Genomic DNA, 15,517 nt, shown 5'->3' with positions numbered 1-15,517 from the left:
TCGTGATTAGATGCCGGGCGGCTCATGAAACGGCTGCCCGGCCGCGGTGAACTCAAGCCGCCTTGCGTGCGGCCCTTCCTTCATTCGCCATCTTGATGGCGAGGCTGAGCGCCGCACGGGTCGCGCCGAGATTGGCGATGCCCTTGCCTGCGATCTCATAGGCGGTGCCGTGCGCCGGCGTGCAGATCGGGAACGGGAAGCCGCCGATCAGCGTGACGCCACGGTCGAAGCCGATCAGCTTCATCGCGATCTGGCCCTGGTCGTGATACATCGTCAGCACGGCATCGAAATCACCGTTCCTGGCGCGCAGGAAGACGGTGTCGGAGGGGAAAGGCCCCTCGACGGTGAAGCCCCGGGCCTTGGCCTGCTTCACGGCGGGCTCGATCGTCTCGATCTCGTCACGGCCGAAATTGCCGCCATCGCCGGCATGCGGATTGATGCCGGCCACGGCAATGCGCGGCGGGTTGAAGCCGGCAGCGCGCAGATTGCCGTCGGCCAGCGTCAGCGCCTTGAGGATGCGCTCCTGGCTGATCGCAGCCGCGACCTCGGACAGCGGGATATGCGAGGTGACACGGGCGTTCCACAGCCCGTCGAGAATGTTGAACTCGCTGGCATCGCCCTCATAGCCGATGGCATCGCGCACGAAGCGGATCTCGTCGTCATAGCCGGGATAGGCGAAGCGCATCGCAGCCTTGTTGAAGGGCGTGAAGAACACGGCATCGGCCTTGCCTTCCCCAGCGAAGCGGAGCGCGCGACGGAAATTATCGGTCGCCGCCTGGCCGCCGGCGAGCGTCGCCTTGCCACGCTCGAGCGCGGCCGGATCGTGATTGGCGAGATCGATGAAGACCGGCTTCGCCGACTGGGCCGGAATCTCGTCGCCTTCGCGAATGACCAGCACGTCCGGGTCGACCTTGGCGTCCGCAGCGCCGAGATCGAGCAGGCGCTTGTCGCCGAAGACGACGTAGCGGGCAGACGAGCGCAGATCAGGCTCGAGCAGGATGCGCGCCAGCAATTCGGGGCTGATGCCGGACGGATCCCCCATCGCGACGGCTATCGTCGGCAGTGATCCGTTTGCGCGCATGTCCATCGCTCTCATTCTCCCACATGGCCGGATGTGATCAGGGCCAGACTTGGCCATCGACCTAGCATAGCCCTCTAGATGCTACAAGTATGCTGTATGCAGCATATCCATCTTGCTATAGGCTGAGCGCAAAGTGGCGGCCGGTTCAGAGTCGCGACGCGGCGCCCCGGAGGATCTGCCCATGAATTTTCATTCGCTCTACAACGGCATCAAGACCCCGATCGAGACCTGCCTGGTCGGCAGCGGCGGCTTCGGCCAGAGCTTCCTGGGCCAGGCAAGGCGGATCAGGCTGGTCAATGCGCGCATCGCTGTGGACATGACCGCGGAAGGCGCGGCCCGTGCCATGGCGGCCGCCGGCATTCCCGCCTCCGAAATCGTCGCCTGCGAAACACCGGCGGAAGCCAAGGCGGCCTGGGCGGCCGGTCGCCATATTGCCGCCGGGCGTCTGGAGACCGTCATCGACCTGCCCTTCCACCTGCTGATCGAGGCGACCGGCAGCCCGGAAGCCGCAACCCGCCACAGCCTGGCGGCGATCGAAGCCGGGCGCCATGTCGCGCTTGTCTCGAAGGAAGCTGACAGCGTCGTCGGCCCCGGTCTCGCCCGCATGGCGCAGGACAAGGGCGTMGTCGTCACGCCGGTGGACGGCGACCAGCCGAGCCTGCTGATTGCCCTCGTCACCTGGGCCGAGTTGCTCGGGCTGGAGATCATCGCCGCCGGCAAGTCGAGCGAATATGATTTCGTTCTCGATGCCGGGACCGGTGCGGTGACCTGCAACGGGGTGACGCATTCGCTCCCTGAGTTGCGCGAGCATTGGCTGCCCGGTTCGCGTTCGATCGTCGGCAATGCCGCCGAGCGTGCCCGCATCCTGGGCAGCGCCTTCCCGCTCAGGGCCGTTCCCGATCTCTGCGAAATGACGCTTGTCGCCAATGCGACCGGGCTTGGCCCCGATACGCCCGGCTTCCATGCCCCGCCGGCCCGCATTCCCGAAATCGCCGACCTCTTCGCCGAACGCCGCCAGGGTGGCCTGAGCGCGGGCACACGCCGCGTCGATGTCTTCCATCATCTCCGTCTGGCGGAGGAAGCGAGCTTCGCCGGCGGCGTCTTCATCGTCGTGCGCTGCGAGGACGATGCCACGTGGGACATGCTTGCCGGCAAGGGCCATGTGGTCAGCCGCACTGCCAAGACCGCGATGCTGTACCTGCCGCGACACCTGCTCGGCATCGAGGCCGCGACCAGCATTCTCGATGCGGCCGGGCTCGGCCGGTCCGGCTATGGCGAGGATTATCGTCCGCGCTGGGACCTGGTTGCCGTTGCGGAGCGGGACCTGCCGGCCGGCACCGTGCTCACCATGGGCGGCCATCACCACAGCATCGACAGCGTCGGCGCCGAAATGCGTCCGGCCGCGGCGCTCGCCGATGACCGCCCTGCCCCGTTCTACCTGGTTGCCAACCGCAAGCTGGTTCGCCCCGTGGCGGCCGGAGCCGCGATCAAACTCGGCGATGTCGAGATCGATCAGGGCTCGGTCCTGCTCCAGACCCGGCGCAGGCAGGACGAGATCTTCGCCGAAAGCCCGGTGGAGCGCGCAGCTGCGGCGCGTTGACAGGCTGACGACCCCATGCCGTAACGATGAAAACGAGGGACGGCGATGACAAACGAAGCCGACATCACCCGGGCCACGCCGGATATCTATCCGCGCATCACCCGGCGCACCTTGCATGACGAGGTCCTGGAGCGCCTGCGTGACATGATCATCGAAGGCCGGCTCGCCCCCGGCCAGCGGATCAACGAAGGGCAGGTCGGGGCCCAGCTCGGCGTCTCGCGCACCCCCTTGCGCGAGGCGATCAAGACGCTGGCAAGCGAGGGGCTGGTCGAGATCCTGCCCGCCAAGGGCGCGATCGTGCGCCGCTTCACCGACAAGGATCTCGCCCAGATCCTGCAGGTGCTGAAGACGCTCGAGCAACTCGGAGGCCGGATGGCCTGTCAGCTGGCCAGCGACGAGACGATCGAGGCGATCCACGCACTGCACAGGCAGATGCTGGAGCTATATGAGACCAAGAACCGGCTCGAATATTTCAAGCTCAACCAGGCGATCCACAGCGCCATCGTGGCCGCTTCCGGCAATGCCGTGCTGATGGAGATGCACGAGACCCTGCAGGCGCGGATCAAACGGCTGCGCTTCATCGGCAATGAGGGCCCGGTGAAATGGGCCGGGGCCGTGGCGGAGCATGAGGAGATGATCGTCGCGCTGAAGAAGCGCGACGCGGACGCACTGGCGGACGTCATCGGCCGGCACATGGACTCGACACGGCTGCGTGTCAGCGACGTCCTCTAACCCCGATATCCGGAACCTCGGCGCGGATTGCAGGTTATCCCTCATTGGGGGGCCGCACAGCTGCGAGGAATTGATGAGAGCAGTCCTGCTTGCCCTGGTGGCACTGGCGTTTTGCGTTTCCCGTGCTCCTGCACAGGAAGCGCTCCAGGCCGATGAATTCGTCAGACGAGCCGCAGTCTCGAACATGATGGCCGTCGAGCTCGGCACGCTCGCCTTGCAGAAGAGTTCCTCGCCCGAGATCAAGGCCTTTGCGCATCAGGCCGTGAACGACCGCACGATCGCAGGCACCGGCTTGCGCCAGATCGTGGCGAAGCGCTCTGGCATCGCCCTGCCGGAACGGCCCGACCAGGCCCATCAGGACATCCTGCGCGAGCTCGGCGACAAGCAGGGGCCTGAGTTCGACCGCGCCTATGTCGCCGCGCAGAAGCAAGCCCAGGACGAGGCGATGGCGCTGTTTTCCGGCTACGCCCAGGCTGGCACGGATACCGAACTGAAGGGTTTTGCCACCAAGACCTTGCCGCTCCTGCAAACCCAGGCCGAACTGACCCGAAAGCTGCCGGGCGCGGACTGAAGCGCGCTCCCCGGCACGGCGTCGTCTCGAGCGCCCCGGCCCGGGTTCCGGTCTCTGAAGACGGGGGTGCGACCCTTGCGCGAACTCGCAGAAGAGCCGGCCACTAGCCCCGAAGTCCGGTGTCGAGCTGACGGAGGAAATCTCCCATGCGGCTTCGACCGGTAGGCACGTTGGGCATGCGCCGCAAGACGTCGCGAACGGCCGGAGGCGCGTGTTTCAGAGCCCAGCGAAGCTGCTCATTGCCGACGGTCTCGTCATCTCCCGCTGCGATTTCCAGGGCCCGTGCCTGATGAGCCGCTGCGCTGAGGATGTGCCTGACCTGGTGCGGAGTGGCCTTGGGGTGCAGATACGCGGCCGCGGCCGCGAGACTGGCGGCCCGGGCGGCATCGGCAGCGGGAGGGTCCTGCGCCTCGCGAGCGGCGGCATGCGCCGCCCAGGCCTGCGAGCGCAACAAAGCGGTCCGCCTGCCTCCATGACCGAATGCCTCCGCACCCTCGATCGCGTCTCGCGGACGATGATCGGCAGGGTATCTCGCTTCGAAGAGCGACAGAGCCTGCCTGGCACAGCTTGCGGCATAGAGCGCGATCTCGCGCAGTTCGTCCTCGCCGAGTTGCATCGCGGTCTTGTCGTCGGCCATCGTCGTCCCCTTGGCGAGACACCGAAAACCCGATTGCGGTGCCAGAGCGATAGCGCGAGTGACAGGCGCCAAGCCTAGAGCACGCAGGCATACATGACGAAGACGCCGCCCGATCCGAACGGCCGTTCGTAAAGCGCGCGCGCCGGCTCGTTGTCCAGCTCGGTTCCGACCCAGACCTCCTCGCAACCGAGTTCGCGGCCCCAGGCGAACATGTCGTCAAGCATCCGCCGCGCCAGTCCCTGGCGCTGCAGCGCGGGGGCAACGGCAACCTCGTCGATATAGAGTTCCGTCTTCTTGTCGGGATGGCGATGGATCACGGCGGCGACCTGCGCCACCACCACGTCCTGGCGAAGCCCGACAAGCATGAGATGGCCCGGCGAGGCGAGATAGGCGCTGAGCCTTGCCGGATCGACCGGCTCGTCGAAAACATCCTCGCCGACGCGGTCGAACAGGGCCATATCCGCCGCGGTTACCCGCCTGATCTCGACTTCCACGATCTGCTCCCCGTTCGGCCCGCTTGACAGTCATCCGGCCCTCGCCTCCGCTTGTCGCAAAACAGGATGGGGAAGGATACGCTGGTCATGCTGACCTTGCGCCAGATCGAGGTGATCCGCGCCATCATGATCACCGGCACGATTGCCGGGGCGGCCAAGCTGCTCAGCGTCTCGGCGCCGGGCATCAGCCGCCTGATGAAGCATACCGAACGCACGCTGCGGTTGAAACTGTTCGAGCGCCGGCATGGGCGCTACATTCCGACCCCTGAGGCCAACGATATCTTCGAGCAGATCAACGGGGTCTACAAGAAGGTCGACGACCTGCATTACACGCTCGCCCGCATCGAGCGCGGCGGCGAGATCGAGCTCAAGCTCGGCTCCGTGCCGAGCATCTGCCATGTCATGGTGCCTCGTGCGATCGAGCGGCTGCGGCGCAAGCATCCGGACCTGCGCATCGACATCAACATCCTGAAGATCGAGGAGGCGCTCGACTATCTCCTGCTCGGCAAGGGCGAGATCGCGGCGATGAGCTACAAGCTCGACCATCCCGGTATCGATTTCGTCCCCCTGGCGGTGGGCGAACTGCTCTGCATCGTCCCCGACAGCCATGAGCTTGCCGGCCGCGCCTGCCTGTCGGCGCGCGAGATCGTGCAGCACGAACTGATCGGCATCGATCCCAACGATCCCTATGGCCGGGTCATGAGCGAGATCTTCAGCCGGCAGGGCCTGGCCTATGACATGCGGATCAAGGCCCGCTTCGGCACCACGGTCTGCTCGCTCGTGCGGGCCGGGCTCGGCATCGCCATCATCGACCAGTTCACCGTCGCGCATGGCTCGATGCAGGGCATCACCGCGATCCCGATCGAGGAGCCGACCCGCTTCCAGACCTATGTTGCGATCAAGAACGACAAGGCGCCCTCGCTCTATGCCGAAACCTTCGTCACCCTGCTGCGCGAGGAGATGAACGCGGTGGTCTCATCCCGCCTGCGCGCCCCAGTCAAGGCGGTGGAAAGGATAACATCAGGTTAGGTAATGCGATTGAATTGGTTATCGCGTTACTAGCCTAAATCGGTTTATGTGACGTATGGCAACGCCTGCGACCATGACGGGCGAGCCAAGAGGGATCGGACATGCCGGCAATCGCCGTCGCCAACAGGACCACGCGTGTGCTGCTCGGCTCGCCGATCGCGCATTCTGTGTCACTGGCGATGCACGCGGCGGCCGCACGGGCCGCCCGTTTCGAAGCGCGGTGCCACCTGATCGAGATCATCGGCGCAGAGCCTTCGGATAACGCGAAGGCCGAGGCCTTCGACAGGGTCATGGCGGCGCGCGCGACGATTGATCGCGCTGCCTGAGCGACGCCCCGGCGAGACCGGGCGGAGACAAGAAACCGGACAACTGGAGGAAACATCATGACATTCAAATGGATCATCGCCGCGGCCCTCGGCGCAGGGCTCGCGACGCCGGCGCTGGCGCAGGACAAGGTCAAGCTCGTCGACGTCGTCGAGCTCTCGGGTGCGGGCGCGACCGCCGGCACCAACTGGAAGAACGGCATCGATCTCGCCGTCGCCGACATCAATGCCAAGGGCGGCATCCTCGGCAAGCAGATCGAGATCGTCCATTACGACACGCAGACCAACCCGGGGAACACCCGCGCCGCGGTGCAGCGCGCCATCGACGAGGGCACCTATGCCGTGCTCGGCCCGGTCTTCTCCGGCCCGATCGGCGCCTCGATGCAGATTTCCCAGCGTGCAGAGATCGCCCAGTTCGTCGGCGGCGAGGCTGCCGGCCTGACCAAGCAGGGCAACCAGTACCTGTTCCGCACCTCGCTCAGCCAGGCTGCGGCGATGCCGAAGATCGCGAACTACCTGAAGAACACGGTCAAGGCGGGTTCGGTCGCCGTCGTCTGGGTCAATAACGACTTCGGCAAGGGCGGGCGCGACGCCATCCTACCCGAGCTCGAGAAGGCCGGCATCAAGGTGGCGGCCGATGTCGCGACCGAACAGGGCCAGGCCGATTTCGCCGCCGACGCCATCAAGATCAAGAACTCGAATGCCGACGCGATCTTCGTCTATCTCAACGAGGAAGAGAGCGCCCGCTTCCTGCGCGCCGCCAAGCAGCAGGGCATCAGCAAGCCGATGGTCGGCGAGACGACGCTGCTCGGCGCCAAGGTCATCGAGCTCGCGGGCGACGCTGCCAACGGCGTCAAGGGCCATGTCGGCCTCTCGATCGACGCGCCGATCCCGGCCTTCCAGGAATTCGGCAAGAAGTACCAGGCCAAGTACAACTATGCCTCCGACCATAACGGCCTGAAGGGCTACATGGCCGTCTACATGATCAAGTGGGCGACCGAGAAGCAGAACAAGTTCGACAAGAAGGGCCTCGCCGATACGCTGCGCGGCGCGACGATCAAGCCTTCGGACGAGCCGGGAATCCTGATGGAAACCACCATCGAGAGCAATGGCGACCTCGACCGCGAGAGCTTCCTCGCCGAGGTGATCAACGGCAAGCAGGTGATCAACGCGACCCTGCCCAAGATCAAGCCGTAAGACCAGGCCTTACGACGAAAACACCTCGCCACGTCATCCCGGGCGACCGAACGGACGCCCGGGATCCAGAAGCGGACGCAACGCGCCGGAACTGGCTTGCGGCTCCATGCGGCCTGCGGCCGCCAGCGCCAGGGGGACGACGGCAGGTCGCAACACAGGCAGCGCCAACAGGACGAGGACGCGCCATGGCTGAATTCATCGCCTATCTCATCGCCGGCATCGCCACAGGCGCGATCTACGCGCTGGCCGCGATCGGCTTCACGCTGGTCTGGCAGACCTCGCAGACGATCAATTTCGCCCAGGGCGAGTTCGTCATGCTGCCGGCGGTGCTGGTCCTGCTCGCCATCAAGCTGTTCGGCGCGCCGATCTGGCTGGGCGCACTGATCGGCATCGCCGCCTTCATCCTGATCTTCGGCGTCGGGTTCAAGGTCGCGGTGGTCGATCCGATGATCCGGCACGGCGTGCTGCCGCTTGCCATCGCCACGATGGCGCTCTCGATCATCATGAAGGAAGGCGCCAAGGACGGCTTCTCGGCGGAGGCTCAGAACTTCCCCTCCTTCGTGCCGACCCAGACGATCTCGGTCTTCGGCGCCTCGATCTCGCTGCAGCATGTCGCCATCATCGTCGTCGCCTTCGCCGTGATCGGCCTGCTGCAATGGTTCGTCGGCGGCACGCGGCTTGGCCGACAGATGCAGGCCACGGCCCAGAACCCGACCGTCGCGCGCATTCTCGGCATCCCGGTCGAGCGCATGGTGCTGCTGACCTTCGTGATCAACGCCGCGCTTGCCGTCGTCGCCTCGGTGCTGATCTCACCGATCTATCTGGCAAAATTCTCGAACGGCGAGGTCATCGGCCTGTTCGCCTTCATCGCCGCCATCGTCGGAGGCTTCAACCAGGTGCGCGGCGCGCTGGTCGGCGGACTCGTGGTCGGCATCGTCGACAGCATGGCGGCGGCCTATATCTCATCCTCCTATCGCCTGGCCGTGCCGCTGGTTCTTCTCGTCGTCATCATCCTGCTCAAGCCGGAAGGCCTGATGGGCCGCAAAGAGGAGCGCCGCGTATGACCGCGCCCGCGACCGAGGCAAGCCTGCCGCAGCAGCGCGGCCGCCTTTCAAGAGTGCCGTCCCTTGCCGCCTTCGCCGACGGCACCCTGATCACGCTGATGCTCGGCGCCGTCATCCTCTGGTTCGCCCCGGCCGGCATGGGCCGCTATGGTACCTATGTGCTCTCGCTCTGGCTGGTGATGAGCATTGCCGTGATGGGCCTCAACCTGACGCTCGGCTACGCCGGCCTGAAGTCTTTGGCACAGGCCGCCTTCATGGGGCTCGGCGCCTATGCGACGGCGCTGCTGACCACCAAGGTCGGGCTGAACTGGTACGCCTCCTTTGCGATCTCGGGCCTGCTGACCTTCGCGGTCGGGCTAGTGCTCGGTTTCCCGGCGCTGCGGGTCAAGGCGCATTACCTCGCCTTCGTCACGCTCGCCTTCTCCACGCTGATCTGGCTGATCCTGCGCAACGAGCAATGGCTGACCGGCGGCGTCTTCGGGCTCTCGAACATCCCGCGCCCCAGCTTTTTCGGGCTCAAGCTCGACGGCGCGCTCGCCTTCCACCGCTTCGTCGTCATCGTCACCCTGATCCTGGCGATCGCGCTATGGTGGATGATCCGCTCGCCCTGGGGCCGCGCCTTCACGGCGCTGCGCGAGAACCCGATCCGGGCCGCCAGCCTCGGCATCGACACGCGCATGTACACGCTGCTCGCCTTCGCGATCGGCTCGGCCTATGCCGGCTTTGCAGGCGCGCTCTACGCTCCGCTGGTCGAATTCATCGACCCCTCGCCCTTCTCGCTGTCGCAGAGCTTCTTCTTGCTGCTGATGGTGGTCGCGGGCGGCGCCGGCTACCTGCTCGGCCCGTTCATCGGCGCGCTGCTCGGCGTGGTGCTGCCGGAATGGCTGCGCGTCGTCGGGTCGCTCTACCTGATCATCTTCGCAACCATCGTCATGCTGCTGCTGATCGCCTGCCCGCAGGGCGTGAGCGGCCTGCTCGAACGCGGCTGGGCGAAGCTCACCGGCAAGGGCAAGATCGGCAAGAGCGTGGCCGCCAATACCGGAGGCCGCTCATGAGCCCGGTCCTCGAAGTCTCGAACATCCACAAGGCCTTCGGCGGCATCAAGGCGGTGAACGGTGTCTCCTTCTCCGTCAAGGAGGGCGAGATCCTCGGCATCATCGGGCCGAATGGCTGCGGCAAGTCGACCCTGTTCAACTGCATCCTGGGCCAGCTCGACCCGACCGAGGGCACGGTGAAACTCGACGGCAAGGAGGTCACCGGCATGCGCCCCTCCGACCTCAACCGCCTCGGCGTCAGCCGCACATTCCAACTGCTCCAGGTCTTCCCCGAGCTCTCGGTGCGCGAGAACCTGATCCTCGCCGGCCAGGAACATGAGGGCACGATGCTCACGCGCTTCTTCGGGCGGCGCGATGCCGGGCTGACGGAGAAGGCCGACCGGATGATCGGTTTCTTCAAACTCGGCCATCTCGTCGACGCCAAGGCGGGCGGGCTCTCCTATGGCCAGCAGAAGCTGCTCGATGCCGCGATGGCCTTCATGGCGGGGCCCCGCCTCGTGCTGCTCGATGAGCCGGCGGGCGGCGTCAACCTGACCATGCTCGGCGACCTCAAGGAGCGCCTGCGCGCCATCAATGCCGAGCAGGGCGCGACCTTCGTGGTGATCGAGCACAACATGGACTTCGTCATGTCGCTCTGCACCCGCGTGCTCGTGCTGGCGGAAGGCAAGGTCCTGGCCGAGGGAACGCCTGCCGAAGTCAGGGCCAATCCACAGGTCATCGAAGCCTATCTCGGCCATTGAGGAGCGACTGGAATGGACGCCCATATCCTCGAACTCGACGGCGTGGTCGGCGGCTATGGCGCCATGACCATCCTGAACGGCACGAGCTTCAAGGTCCGGCGCGCCGCCATCACCACGGTGATCGGCCCCAACGGCGCCGGCAAGTCGACCGTCTTCAAGGCGATCTTCGGCCTGCTCAAGGTCCGCGAGGGCCATATCCGGCTGGACGGCACCGAAATCACCCACTGGAACCAGCGCAAGCTCCTGGAGGCCGGCATCTGCTATGTGCCGCAGGGGCGCAACATCTTCCCCGAGCTCTCCGTGCGCCATAATATCGAGCTCGGCGCAGTCGCGGCGGGCTCGCGCATCACCGATATGCCGAAGCGGCTGGAAGCCGCGCTCGATCGCTTTCCGGCGCTGCGCCGCAAGGCCGACCAGCAGGCGTCCACCCTCTCGGGCGGCGAGCAGAAACAGCTCGAGATCGTGCGCGGATTGCTGCTCGACCCCAAGCTCGTGCTGATCGACGAGCCCTCGATCGGGCTGTCGCCGATGATGGTGCAGGAGACTTTCGGCATTCTGCAGAATCTGCGCACGCGCGGCGTCACCATCCTGATGGTCGAGCAGAATGCCCGCTCGGCGCTGGAGATCTCCGATGAGGGGCTTGTGCTGGAGCTGGGCCAGACCAGGATACAGGGACCGGCTGCCGATATCCTCGCCGATCCGCGCGTCGGCCAGCTCTTCCTCGGCGGCGCAATGACGGAGGCCGCATGAGCAAACCTCTCCAGATCGCGCTCGTCGGCGCCGGCCTGATCGGCCGCGCCCATCTCCTGCGCATCGAGGCCTCGCCGGATTGCGCACTGGCCGCCATCTGCGACCCGACCGAGGCGGCAAAGGCCATCGCGGCCGAGCGGAATCTGCGCTGGTTCCCGTCGCAGCAGGAGATGCTGGCAGCGATGAAGCCGGACGGCGCCATCATCGCGACGCCCAATGCGCTGCATGTCCCGGGCGCGATCGACTGCCTCGAGGCCGGCGTGCCGGTGCTGGTCGAGAAGCCGCTCGCCGAGAGCGTCGCTGCGGCGCAACAGCTCGTCGATGCCCAGGCGCGCACGGGCGTCGCCGTGCTTGCCGGCCATCACCGCCGCCACAACCCGATCGTCAAGGCGGCGCGAAGGATCGTCGGCGAAGGCGGCATCGGCCGGCTGGTCGCCGTCAATGCGCTGTTCCTGATCAAGAAGCCGGACGACTATTTCGACGTCGCCTGGCGGCGCGAACCGGGCGGCGGGCCGGTGCTGATCAACCTGATCCACGATATCGACAATCTCCGCTTCATCTGCGGCGAGATCGACAGCGTGCAGGCCATCACCTCCAACGCGACACGCGGCTTTGCCGTCGAGGACAGCGCCGCCCTGATCTTCCGCTTCAGCAATGGTGCACTCGGGACCGCGACCGTCTCGGACGTAACGCCCTCGCCCTGGAGCTGGGAGCTCAGTTCGGGCGAGAACAAGGCCTATCCGCAGCGCGAGGGCCATTGTTACCTGATCGCCGGCAGCGAAGGCTCGCTGGCCTTGCCGAAGCTCGATTTCTGGCACTACCGGGACAAGGCCGGCTGGTGGGAGCCGCTCCAGCACGAGAGCCGTGGCGTCGAGCCTGTCGAACCGCTGGCCGAACAACTCAGGCACTTCTGCGCCGTCATCCGCGGCAGCGAAGCGCCGCTGACCGGCGCAGCCGATGCCGCCCGCACGCTGGCGGTCGTCGAGGCCGTTGCAGAGGCAGCCCGAACCGGGGCAACCGTCAAGCCCGCTCCGCTGCGGGTCTTGTCCGGGACAGGTGCAGCATGAAACCGACCTCGATCGCCACCGTCTCGCTCAGCGGCGATCTTGCCGAGAAGCTGCAAGCCATCGCCGGCGCCGGGTTCGATGCGGTTGAGGTCTTCGAGAATGACTTCCTGACCTTCGACGGCAGCCCGCGCGATGTCGGCCGGATGATCGCCGATCTCGGCCTGGGCATCGCCGCCTTCCAGCCCTTCCGCGATTTCGAGGGCATGCCGGAGCCGCAGCGCGCCCGCGCCTTCGCCCGGGCCGAGCGCAAATTCGCGATCATGAACGAGCTCGGCGCCGAGCTGATGCTGATCTGCTCCAATGTCTCGCCGCAGGCCGAGGCCGGCATCGACCGTGCAGCGGCCGATCTGCGAGAGCTCGGAGCCCTGGCGGAGAAACATGGCGTCAAGGTCGGGTTCGAGGCGCTGGCCTGGGGCCGGCATATCAACGACTACCGCGACGCCTGGGAGATCGTGCGCCGGGCCGACCATCCGCGCATCGGCCTGATCCTCGACTCGTTCCACACGCTTGCGCGGCGCTCGCCCCTGGGGCCGATCACGACGATCCCCGGAGACCGCATCTTCCTCGTCCAGCTCGCCGATGCGCCCGCGCTGGACATGGATGTGCTGAGCTGGAGCCGGCATTTCCGCTGCTTCCCCGGACAGGGCGATCTGCCGGTGGCGAATTTCGTCAGGGCCGTCGAGGCGACGGGCTATTCCGGGCCGCTCTCACTCGAGGTCTTCAACGACCAGTTTCGCGCCGGCTCGGCCCGGCGGCTCGCGACCGACGGCGTGCGCTCGCTGATCCAGCTCGCCGACCAGGTCGCGCCGGAGCTGCCACCGCGCGCGCCCTGCCTTGCCGTCGAGTTCATCGAGTTCGCGCTCGACGAGGAGACGGCCCACAGCCTGGCGGAACTCTTCACCGCGCTCGGCTTCCGGCAGACCGGGCACCATGTCAGCAAGGCGGTGACGCGCTGGAGCCAGGGCGGCATCAATCTCGTGCTCAACACCGAGAAGGACGGCTTTGCCCAGTCGCATGCGATCATGCACGGGCCCGGCGTCTGCGCGATCGGGCTGCGGGTAGCGGATGTGGCGCAGGCCATGGCGCGGGCGAAGCAGCTCAAAATCGCGGCCTTCGAGCAACCGATCGCGCCGGGCGAGATGCATATTCCGGCGATCCGTGGAGTCGGCGGCGCGCTGATCTACTTCACCCAGCCCAAGGGCGAGCTCGGCCATGTCTGGGAGAAGGAGTTCATCGCAACGGCAGATGAGCGCGCGCCCTCGCCTGCCCTCCTGGACAGCGTCGACCATATCTCGCAGTCGATGGACTACGAGGAGATGCTGTCCTGGCTGCTGTTCTATACCTCGCTCTTCGAACTGGAGCGCATCCAGCAGACCGATGTCGCCGATCCCGCCGGACTGGTCGCGAGCCGGCCGATCATCAGCAGAGACGGTGCCGTCCGCTTCGTGCTCAACGGTTCGCAGGCGACACGGACGCTCTCCTCACGCTTCGTCTCCGAGCATTTCGGCTCCGGAGTGCAACATATCGCCTTCAGCGCACCCGACATCTTTGCCGCCGTCACGGCGATGCGCGCGGCAGGGCTGTCCTTCCTCGACATCCCCGCGAACTATTACGACGACCTGGAGGCCCGGCACGGACTGGAGCCCGACGTCATCGACCGGCTGCGCGAGCACCACATCCTCTACGACCGCGACGGCGAGGCCGAGTTCCTGCAGGTCTACAGTCACGTCTTCGCCCAGCGCTTCTTCTTCGAGATCGTCGAGCGTCGCAGCGGCTATTCCGGTTTTGGCGCGGTCAATGCACCGATGCGCCTTGCCGCCCAGGCCCGCGAGGCACGCCCGGTGACGGTGCCCCGCCCCCTGCGAGACTGAAAGGCCCGGCAAGGGAAGGCCGGAGCCTGCGCGAAGGCCGAAGCATTCGTGCAGACCCCGGCCCCGGTGAGGCGCCGCAGGGGGAGGAGCACCGCAGCGCAGCTCACTCACCCACGCAGCATGTCCATAGGTGCGGCAAAATAACGGTAGCCATCGCCCGCCTTGGCCAGATTACCGAAACCCGGCCAGGCAAAGTGATAGGACATTACGGGTGTCTTGTTGGCCGCCAGCATGCCGAGCAGCTTCACGCGCGACTGTGCGGCCTGTTTGGGGTCGCTGTCATAGGCGAATTCCATCAGCGGCTTCTCGAGCAGCAGCACCGCGTGGTGGGTCAGATCGCCAAGGAATGCGAAGGTCTTTCCGCCCGAGGACACCATGAAGATGTGATGGCCGGCGGTGTGGCCCGGCGCCGCGATCGCCTGGATGCCCGGCAGGAATTCCTGACCATCCCGGAAGAAGACGATGCGGTCGCGCACCGGCAGAAGATTGGCGCGCGCGTGTTCGACGAAGGCCTTGAGAGGCGAGCCGAGCTTGCTTTCATCCGTCCAGAAATCGAAATCGATCTGGCTGATATAGATCTGCGCATTGGGGAAATTGGCCTTGCCGTCCGCCGTGCAGATGCCGCCGATATGGTCGATATGGGCATGGCTGCAGACGATGGCGTCGATATCCCCGGGCTTGATGCCGGCCTCCTGCAGGCTCTTCTGCAGGCGCCCGGTCGTCGGGCCGAAGGCCTTCGAAAAGCCCATGCCGGTGTCGAACATCACCAGCCGATCGCCAAAATTCACCACCGGAACGTTCTGCTCGAGGCCGACATTGTCCTTCGGCAGGAAGTTCGTCTCCAGCATCCTGTAGACCTCGTCCTTGGCGACGCCGACGAAATTCGTGCCGGGGTCCCCGAGCGGCAGCGGCCCGTCGGAGATGACCGTCACCTCGGAAGGGCCGAGCATGAAGCGGTAGAAATAGGGCGCCTGATTGTTGGAGAGCGGCGCCTTGGCGAAGGACGTGGCGCCGATCGGCATGGTCGCCCCCGCCGCAAGCGCGACAGCGCCGCTGAGGAAGCCGCGACGGCTGGCACGGCTCGGCAAGATCAGATCCCTGGACATGGCATTCCTCCTGAACGTGACCATCCGGCGTCTTGCGCCGGTTGCTGCTGCTGGGCGTTCAGGATGAGGCGCTCCTTGAACAGGGCCTCCCGTCCTCACGCCACCTGCGAGGATGCACGTGCCGTTGCGTGACGGCCAATAAGCCTTCGCTCTGGCGCGCATAACCGAAAGCTTGGGCGCCCCCGGCAAGAGTGTTTCAG

The 15,517-nt window shown here is 66.0% G+C and carries 16 protein-coding genes; 12 read left to right on the top strand and 4 right to left on the bottom strand.

Annotated elements, in window-relative coordinates; all coding sequences use genetic code 11:
* Window positions 1–52: 52 nt before the first annotated feature.
* Window positions 53–1,081, bottom strand: a complete 1,029-nt coding sequence (locus AC1DGP_RS27140) for a 4-hydroxythreonine-4-phosphate dehydrogenase PdxA (protein WP_476826810.1) — start codon at window positions 1,079–1,081, stop codon at window positions 53–55.
* A 181-nt stretch (window positions 1,082–1,262) separates the two neighbouring features.
* Between AC1DGP_RS27140 and AC1DGP_RS27135 the strand changes: the two genes are divergently transcribed.
* The 3 genes from AC1DGP_RS27135 to AC1DGP_RS27125 all read left to right on the top strand — a co-directional run bounded on the left by AC1DGP_RS27135 (window position 1,263) and on the right by AC1DGP_RS27125 (window position 3,984).
* A complete protein-coding gene (locus AC1DGP_RS27135; protein WP_441488746.1) occupies window positions 1,263–2,681 on the top strand; it encodes an SAF domain-containing protein in 1,419 nt (472 codons plus the stop codon).
* Window positions 2,682–2,726: 45 nt separating this feature from the next.
* On the top strand, window positions 2,727–3,413 hold the full coding sequence (locus AC1DGP_RS27130) for a GntR family transcriptional regulator (protein WP_441488747.1): 687 nt from the start codon (window positions 2,727–2,729) through the stop codon (window positions 3,411–3,413).
* A 73-nt stretch (window positions 3,414–3,486) separates the two neighbouring features.
* Window positions 3,487–3,984, top strand: a complete 498-nt coding sequence (locus AC1DGP_RS27125) for a DUF4142 domain-containing protein (protein ID WP_441488748.1) — start codon at window positions 3,487–3,489, stop codon at window positions 3,982–3,984.
* A gap of 103 nt (window positions 3,985–4,087) precedes the next feature.
* Here the strand turns inward: AC1DGP_RS27125 and AC1DGP_RS27120 are convergent, their stop codons facing one another.
* A complete protein-coding gene (locus AC1DGP_RS27120) occupies window positions 4,088–4,621 on the bottom strand; it encodes a putative immunity protein (protein ID WP_476832711.1) in 534 nt (177 codons plus the stop codon).
* Between the two features lie 74 nt (window positions 4,622–4,695).
* The gene (locus AC1DGP_RS27115; protein ID WP_476832710.1) at window positions 4,696–5,115 is read right to left on the bottom strand and encodes a GNAT family N-acetyltransferase; all 420 of its coding nucleotides are present in this window, start codon (window positions 5,113–5,115) and stop codon (window positions 4,696–4,698) included.
* An 87-nt stretch (window positions 5,116–5,202) separates the two neighbouring features.
* Between AC1DGP_RS27115 and AC1DGP_RS27110 the strand changes: the two genes are divergently transcribed.
* The 9 genes from AC1DGP_RS27110 (at window position 5,203) to AC1DGP_RS27070 (ending at window position 14,211) form a co-directional block, all read left to right on the top strand.
* Complete coding sequence (locus AC1DGP_RS27110; protein ID WP_476832709.1) at window positions 5,203–6,144, top strand: LysR family transcriptional regulator; 942 nt, start codon at window positions 5,203–5,205, stop codon at window positions 6,142–6,144.
* A 101-nt stretch (window positions 6,145–6,245) separates the two neighbouring features.
* The gene (locus tag AC1DGP_RS27105; RefSeq protein WP_441504791.1) at window positions 6,246–6,470 is read left to right on the top strand and encodes a hypothetical protein; all 225 of its coding nucleotides are present in this window, start codon (window positions 6,246–6,248) and stop codon (window positions 6,468–6,470) included.
* A 57-nt stretch (window positions 6,471–6,527) separates the two neighbouring features.
* Complete coding sequence (locus AC1DGP_RS27100) at window positions 6,528–7,664, top strand: ABC transporter substrate-binding protein (RefSeq protein WP_441488753.1); 1,137 nt, start codon at window positions 6,528–6,530, stop codon at window positions 7,662–7,664.
* Between the two features lie 185 nt (window positions 7,665–7,849).
* Complete coding sequence (locus AC1DGP_RS27095; RefSeq protein ID WP_441488754.1) at window positions 7,850–8,728, top strand: branched-chain amino acid ABC transporter permease; 879 nt, start codon at window positions 7,850–7,852, stop codon at window positions 8,726–8,728.
* A complete protein-coding gene (locus AC1DGP_RS27090) occupies window positions 8,725–9,783 on the top strand; it encodes a branched-chain amino acid ABC transporter permease (RefSeq protein WP_476825982.1) in 1,059 nt (352 codons plus the stop codon). The genes AC1DGP_RS27095 and AC1DGP_RS27090 overlap by 4 nt, the downstream gene beginning before the upstream one ends.
* Window positions 9,780–10,523, top strand: a complete 744-nt coding sequence (locus tag AC1DGP_RS27085; RefSeq protein ID WP_441488756.1) for an ABC transporter ATP-binding protein — start codon at window positions 9,780–9,782, stop codon at window positions 10,521–10,523. Before AC1DGP_RS27090 ends, AC1DGP_RS27085 begins: the two co-directional genes overlap by 4 nt.
* 12 nt (window positions 10,524–10,535) lie before the next feature.
* A complete protein-coding gene (locus AC1DGP_RS27080) occupies window positions 10,536–11,273 on the top strand; it encodes an ABC transporter ATP-binding protein (RefSeq protein ID WP_476832708.1) in 738 nt (245 codons plus the stop codon).
* Window positions 11,270–12,340, top strand: a complete 1,071-nt coding sequence (locus AC1DGP_RS27075) for a Gfo/Idh/MocA family protein (RefSeq protein ID WP_441488758.1) — start codon at window positions 11,270–11,272, stop codon at window positions 12,338–12,340. Before AC1DGP_RS27080 ends, AC1DGP_RS27075 begins: the two co-directional genes overlap by 4 nt.
* Window positions 12,337–14,211 (top strand): bifunctional sugar phosphate isomerase/epimerase/4-hydroxyphenylpyruvate dioxygenase family protein, encoded by a 1,875-nt coding sequence (locus tag AC1DGP_RS27070; RefSeq protein WP_476832707.1) that lies wholly within the window; start codon window positions 12,337–12,339, stop codon window positions 14,209–14,211. Before AC1DGP_RS27075 ends, AC1DGP_RS27070 begins: the two co-directional genes overlap by 4 nt.
* Before the next feature lie 107 nt (window positions 14,212–14,318).
* On the opposite strand, the gene AC1DGP_RS27065 is transcribed toward AC1DGP_RS27070, so the two are convergent.
* A complete protein-coding gene (locus tag AC1DGP_RS27065) occupies window positions 14,319–15,317 on the bottom strand; it encodes an MBL fold metallo-hydrolase (RefSeq protein WP_476832706.1) in 999 nt (332 codons plus the stop codon).
* Window positions 15,318–15,517 lie beyond the last annotated feature (200 nt).

This window comes from Allobosea sp. 05T433 (assembly GCF_056396065.1).
The sequence above is the reverse complement of the archived record's forward strand: the minus strand, read 5'-3'. Positions and strand labels throughout refer to the sequence as shown.

Coding starts and splice junctions, on each gene's coding strand:
- AC1DGP_RS27110 (WP_476832709.1), top strand. CDS start 5,203: ATGCTGACCTTGCGCCAGATCGAGGTGATCCGCGCCATCATGATCACC.
- AC1DGP_RS27090 (WP_476825982.1), top strand. CDS start 8,725: ATGACCGCGCCCGCGACCGAGGCAAGCCTGCCGCAGCAGCGCGGCCGC.
- AC1DGP_RS27070 (WP_476832707.1), top strand. CDS start 12,337: ATGAAACCGACCTCGATCGCCACCGTCTCGCTCAGCGGCGATCTTGCC.
- AC1DGP_RS27120 (WP_476832711.1), bottom strand. CDS start 4,621: ATGGCCGACGACAAGACCGCGATGCAACTCGGCGAGGACGAACTGCGC.
- AC1DGP_RS27105 (WP_441504791.1), top strand. CDS start 6,246: ATGCCGGCAATCGCCGTCGCCAACAGGACCACGCGTGTGCTGCTCGGC.
- AC1DGP_RS27065 (WP_476832706.1), bottom strand. CDS start 15,317: ATGTCCAGGGATCTGATCTTGCCGAGCCGTGCCAGCCGTCGCGGCTTC.
- AC1DGP_RS27080 (WP_476832708.1), top strand. CDS start 10,536: ATGGACGCCCATATCCTCGAACTCGACGGCGTGGTCGGCGGCTATGGC.
- AC1DGP_RS27085 (WP_441488756.1), top strand. CDS start 9,780: ATGAGCCCGGTCCTCGAAGTCTCGAACATCCACAAGGCCTTCGGCGGC.
- AC1DGP_RS27095 (WP_441488754.1), top strand. CDS start 7,850: ATGGCTGAATTCATCGCCTATCTCATCGCCGGCATCGCCACAGGCGCG.
- AC1DGP_RS27130 (WP_441488747.1), top strand. CDS start 2,727: ATGACAAACGAAGCCGACATCACCCGGGCCACGCCGGATATCTATCCG.
- AC1DGP_RS27125 (WP_441488748.1), top strand. CDS start 3,487: ATGAGAGCAGTCCTGCTTGCCCTGGTGGCACTGGCGTTTTGCGTTTCC.
- AC1DGP_RS27140 (WP_476826810.1), bottom strand. CDS start 1,081: ATGCGCGCAAACGGATCACTGCCGACGATAGCCGTCGCGATGGGGGAT.
- AC1DGP_RS27100 (WP_441488753.1), top strand. CDS start 6,528: ATGACATTCAAATGGATCATCGCCGCGGCCCTCGGCGCAGGGCTCGCG.
- AC1DGP_RS27075 (WP_441488758.1), top strand. CDS start 11,270: ATGAGCAAACCTCTCCAGATCGCGCTCGTCGGCGCCGGCCTGATCGGC.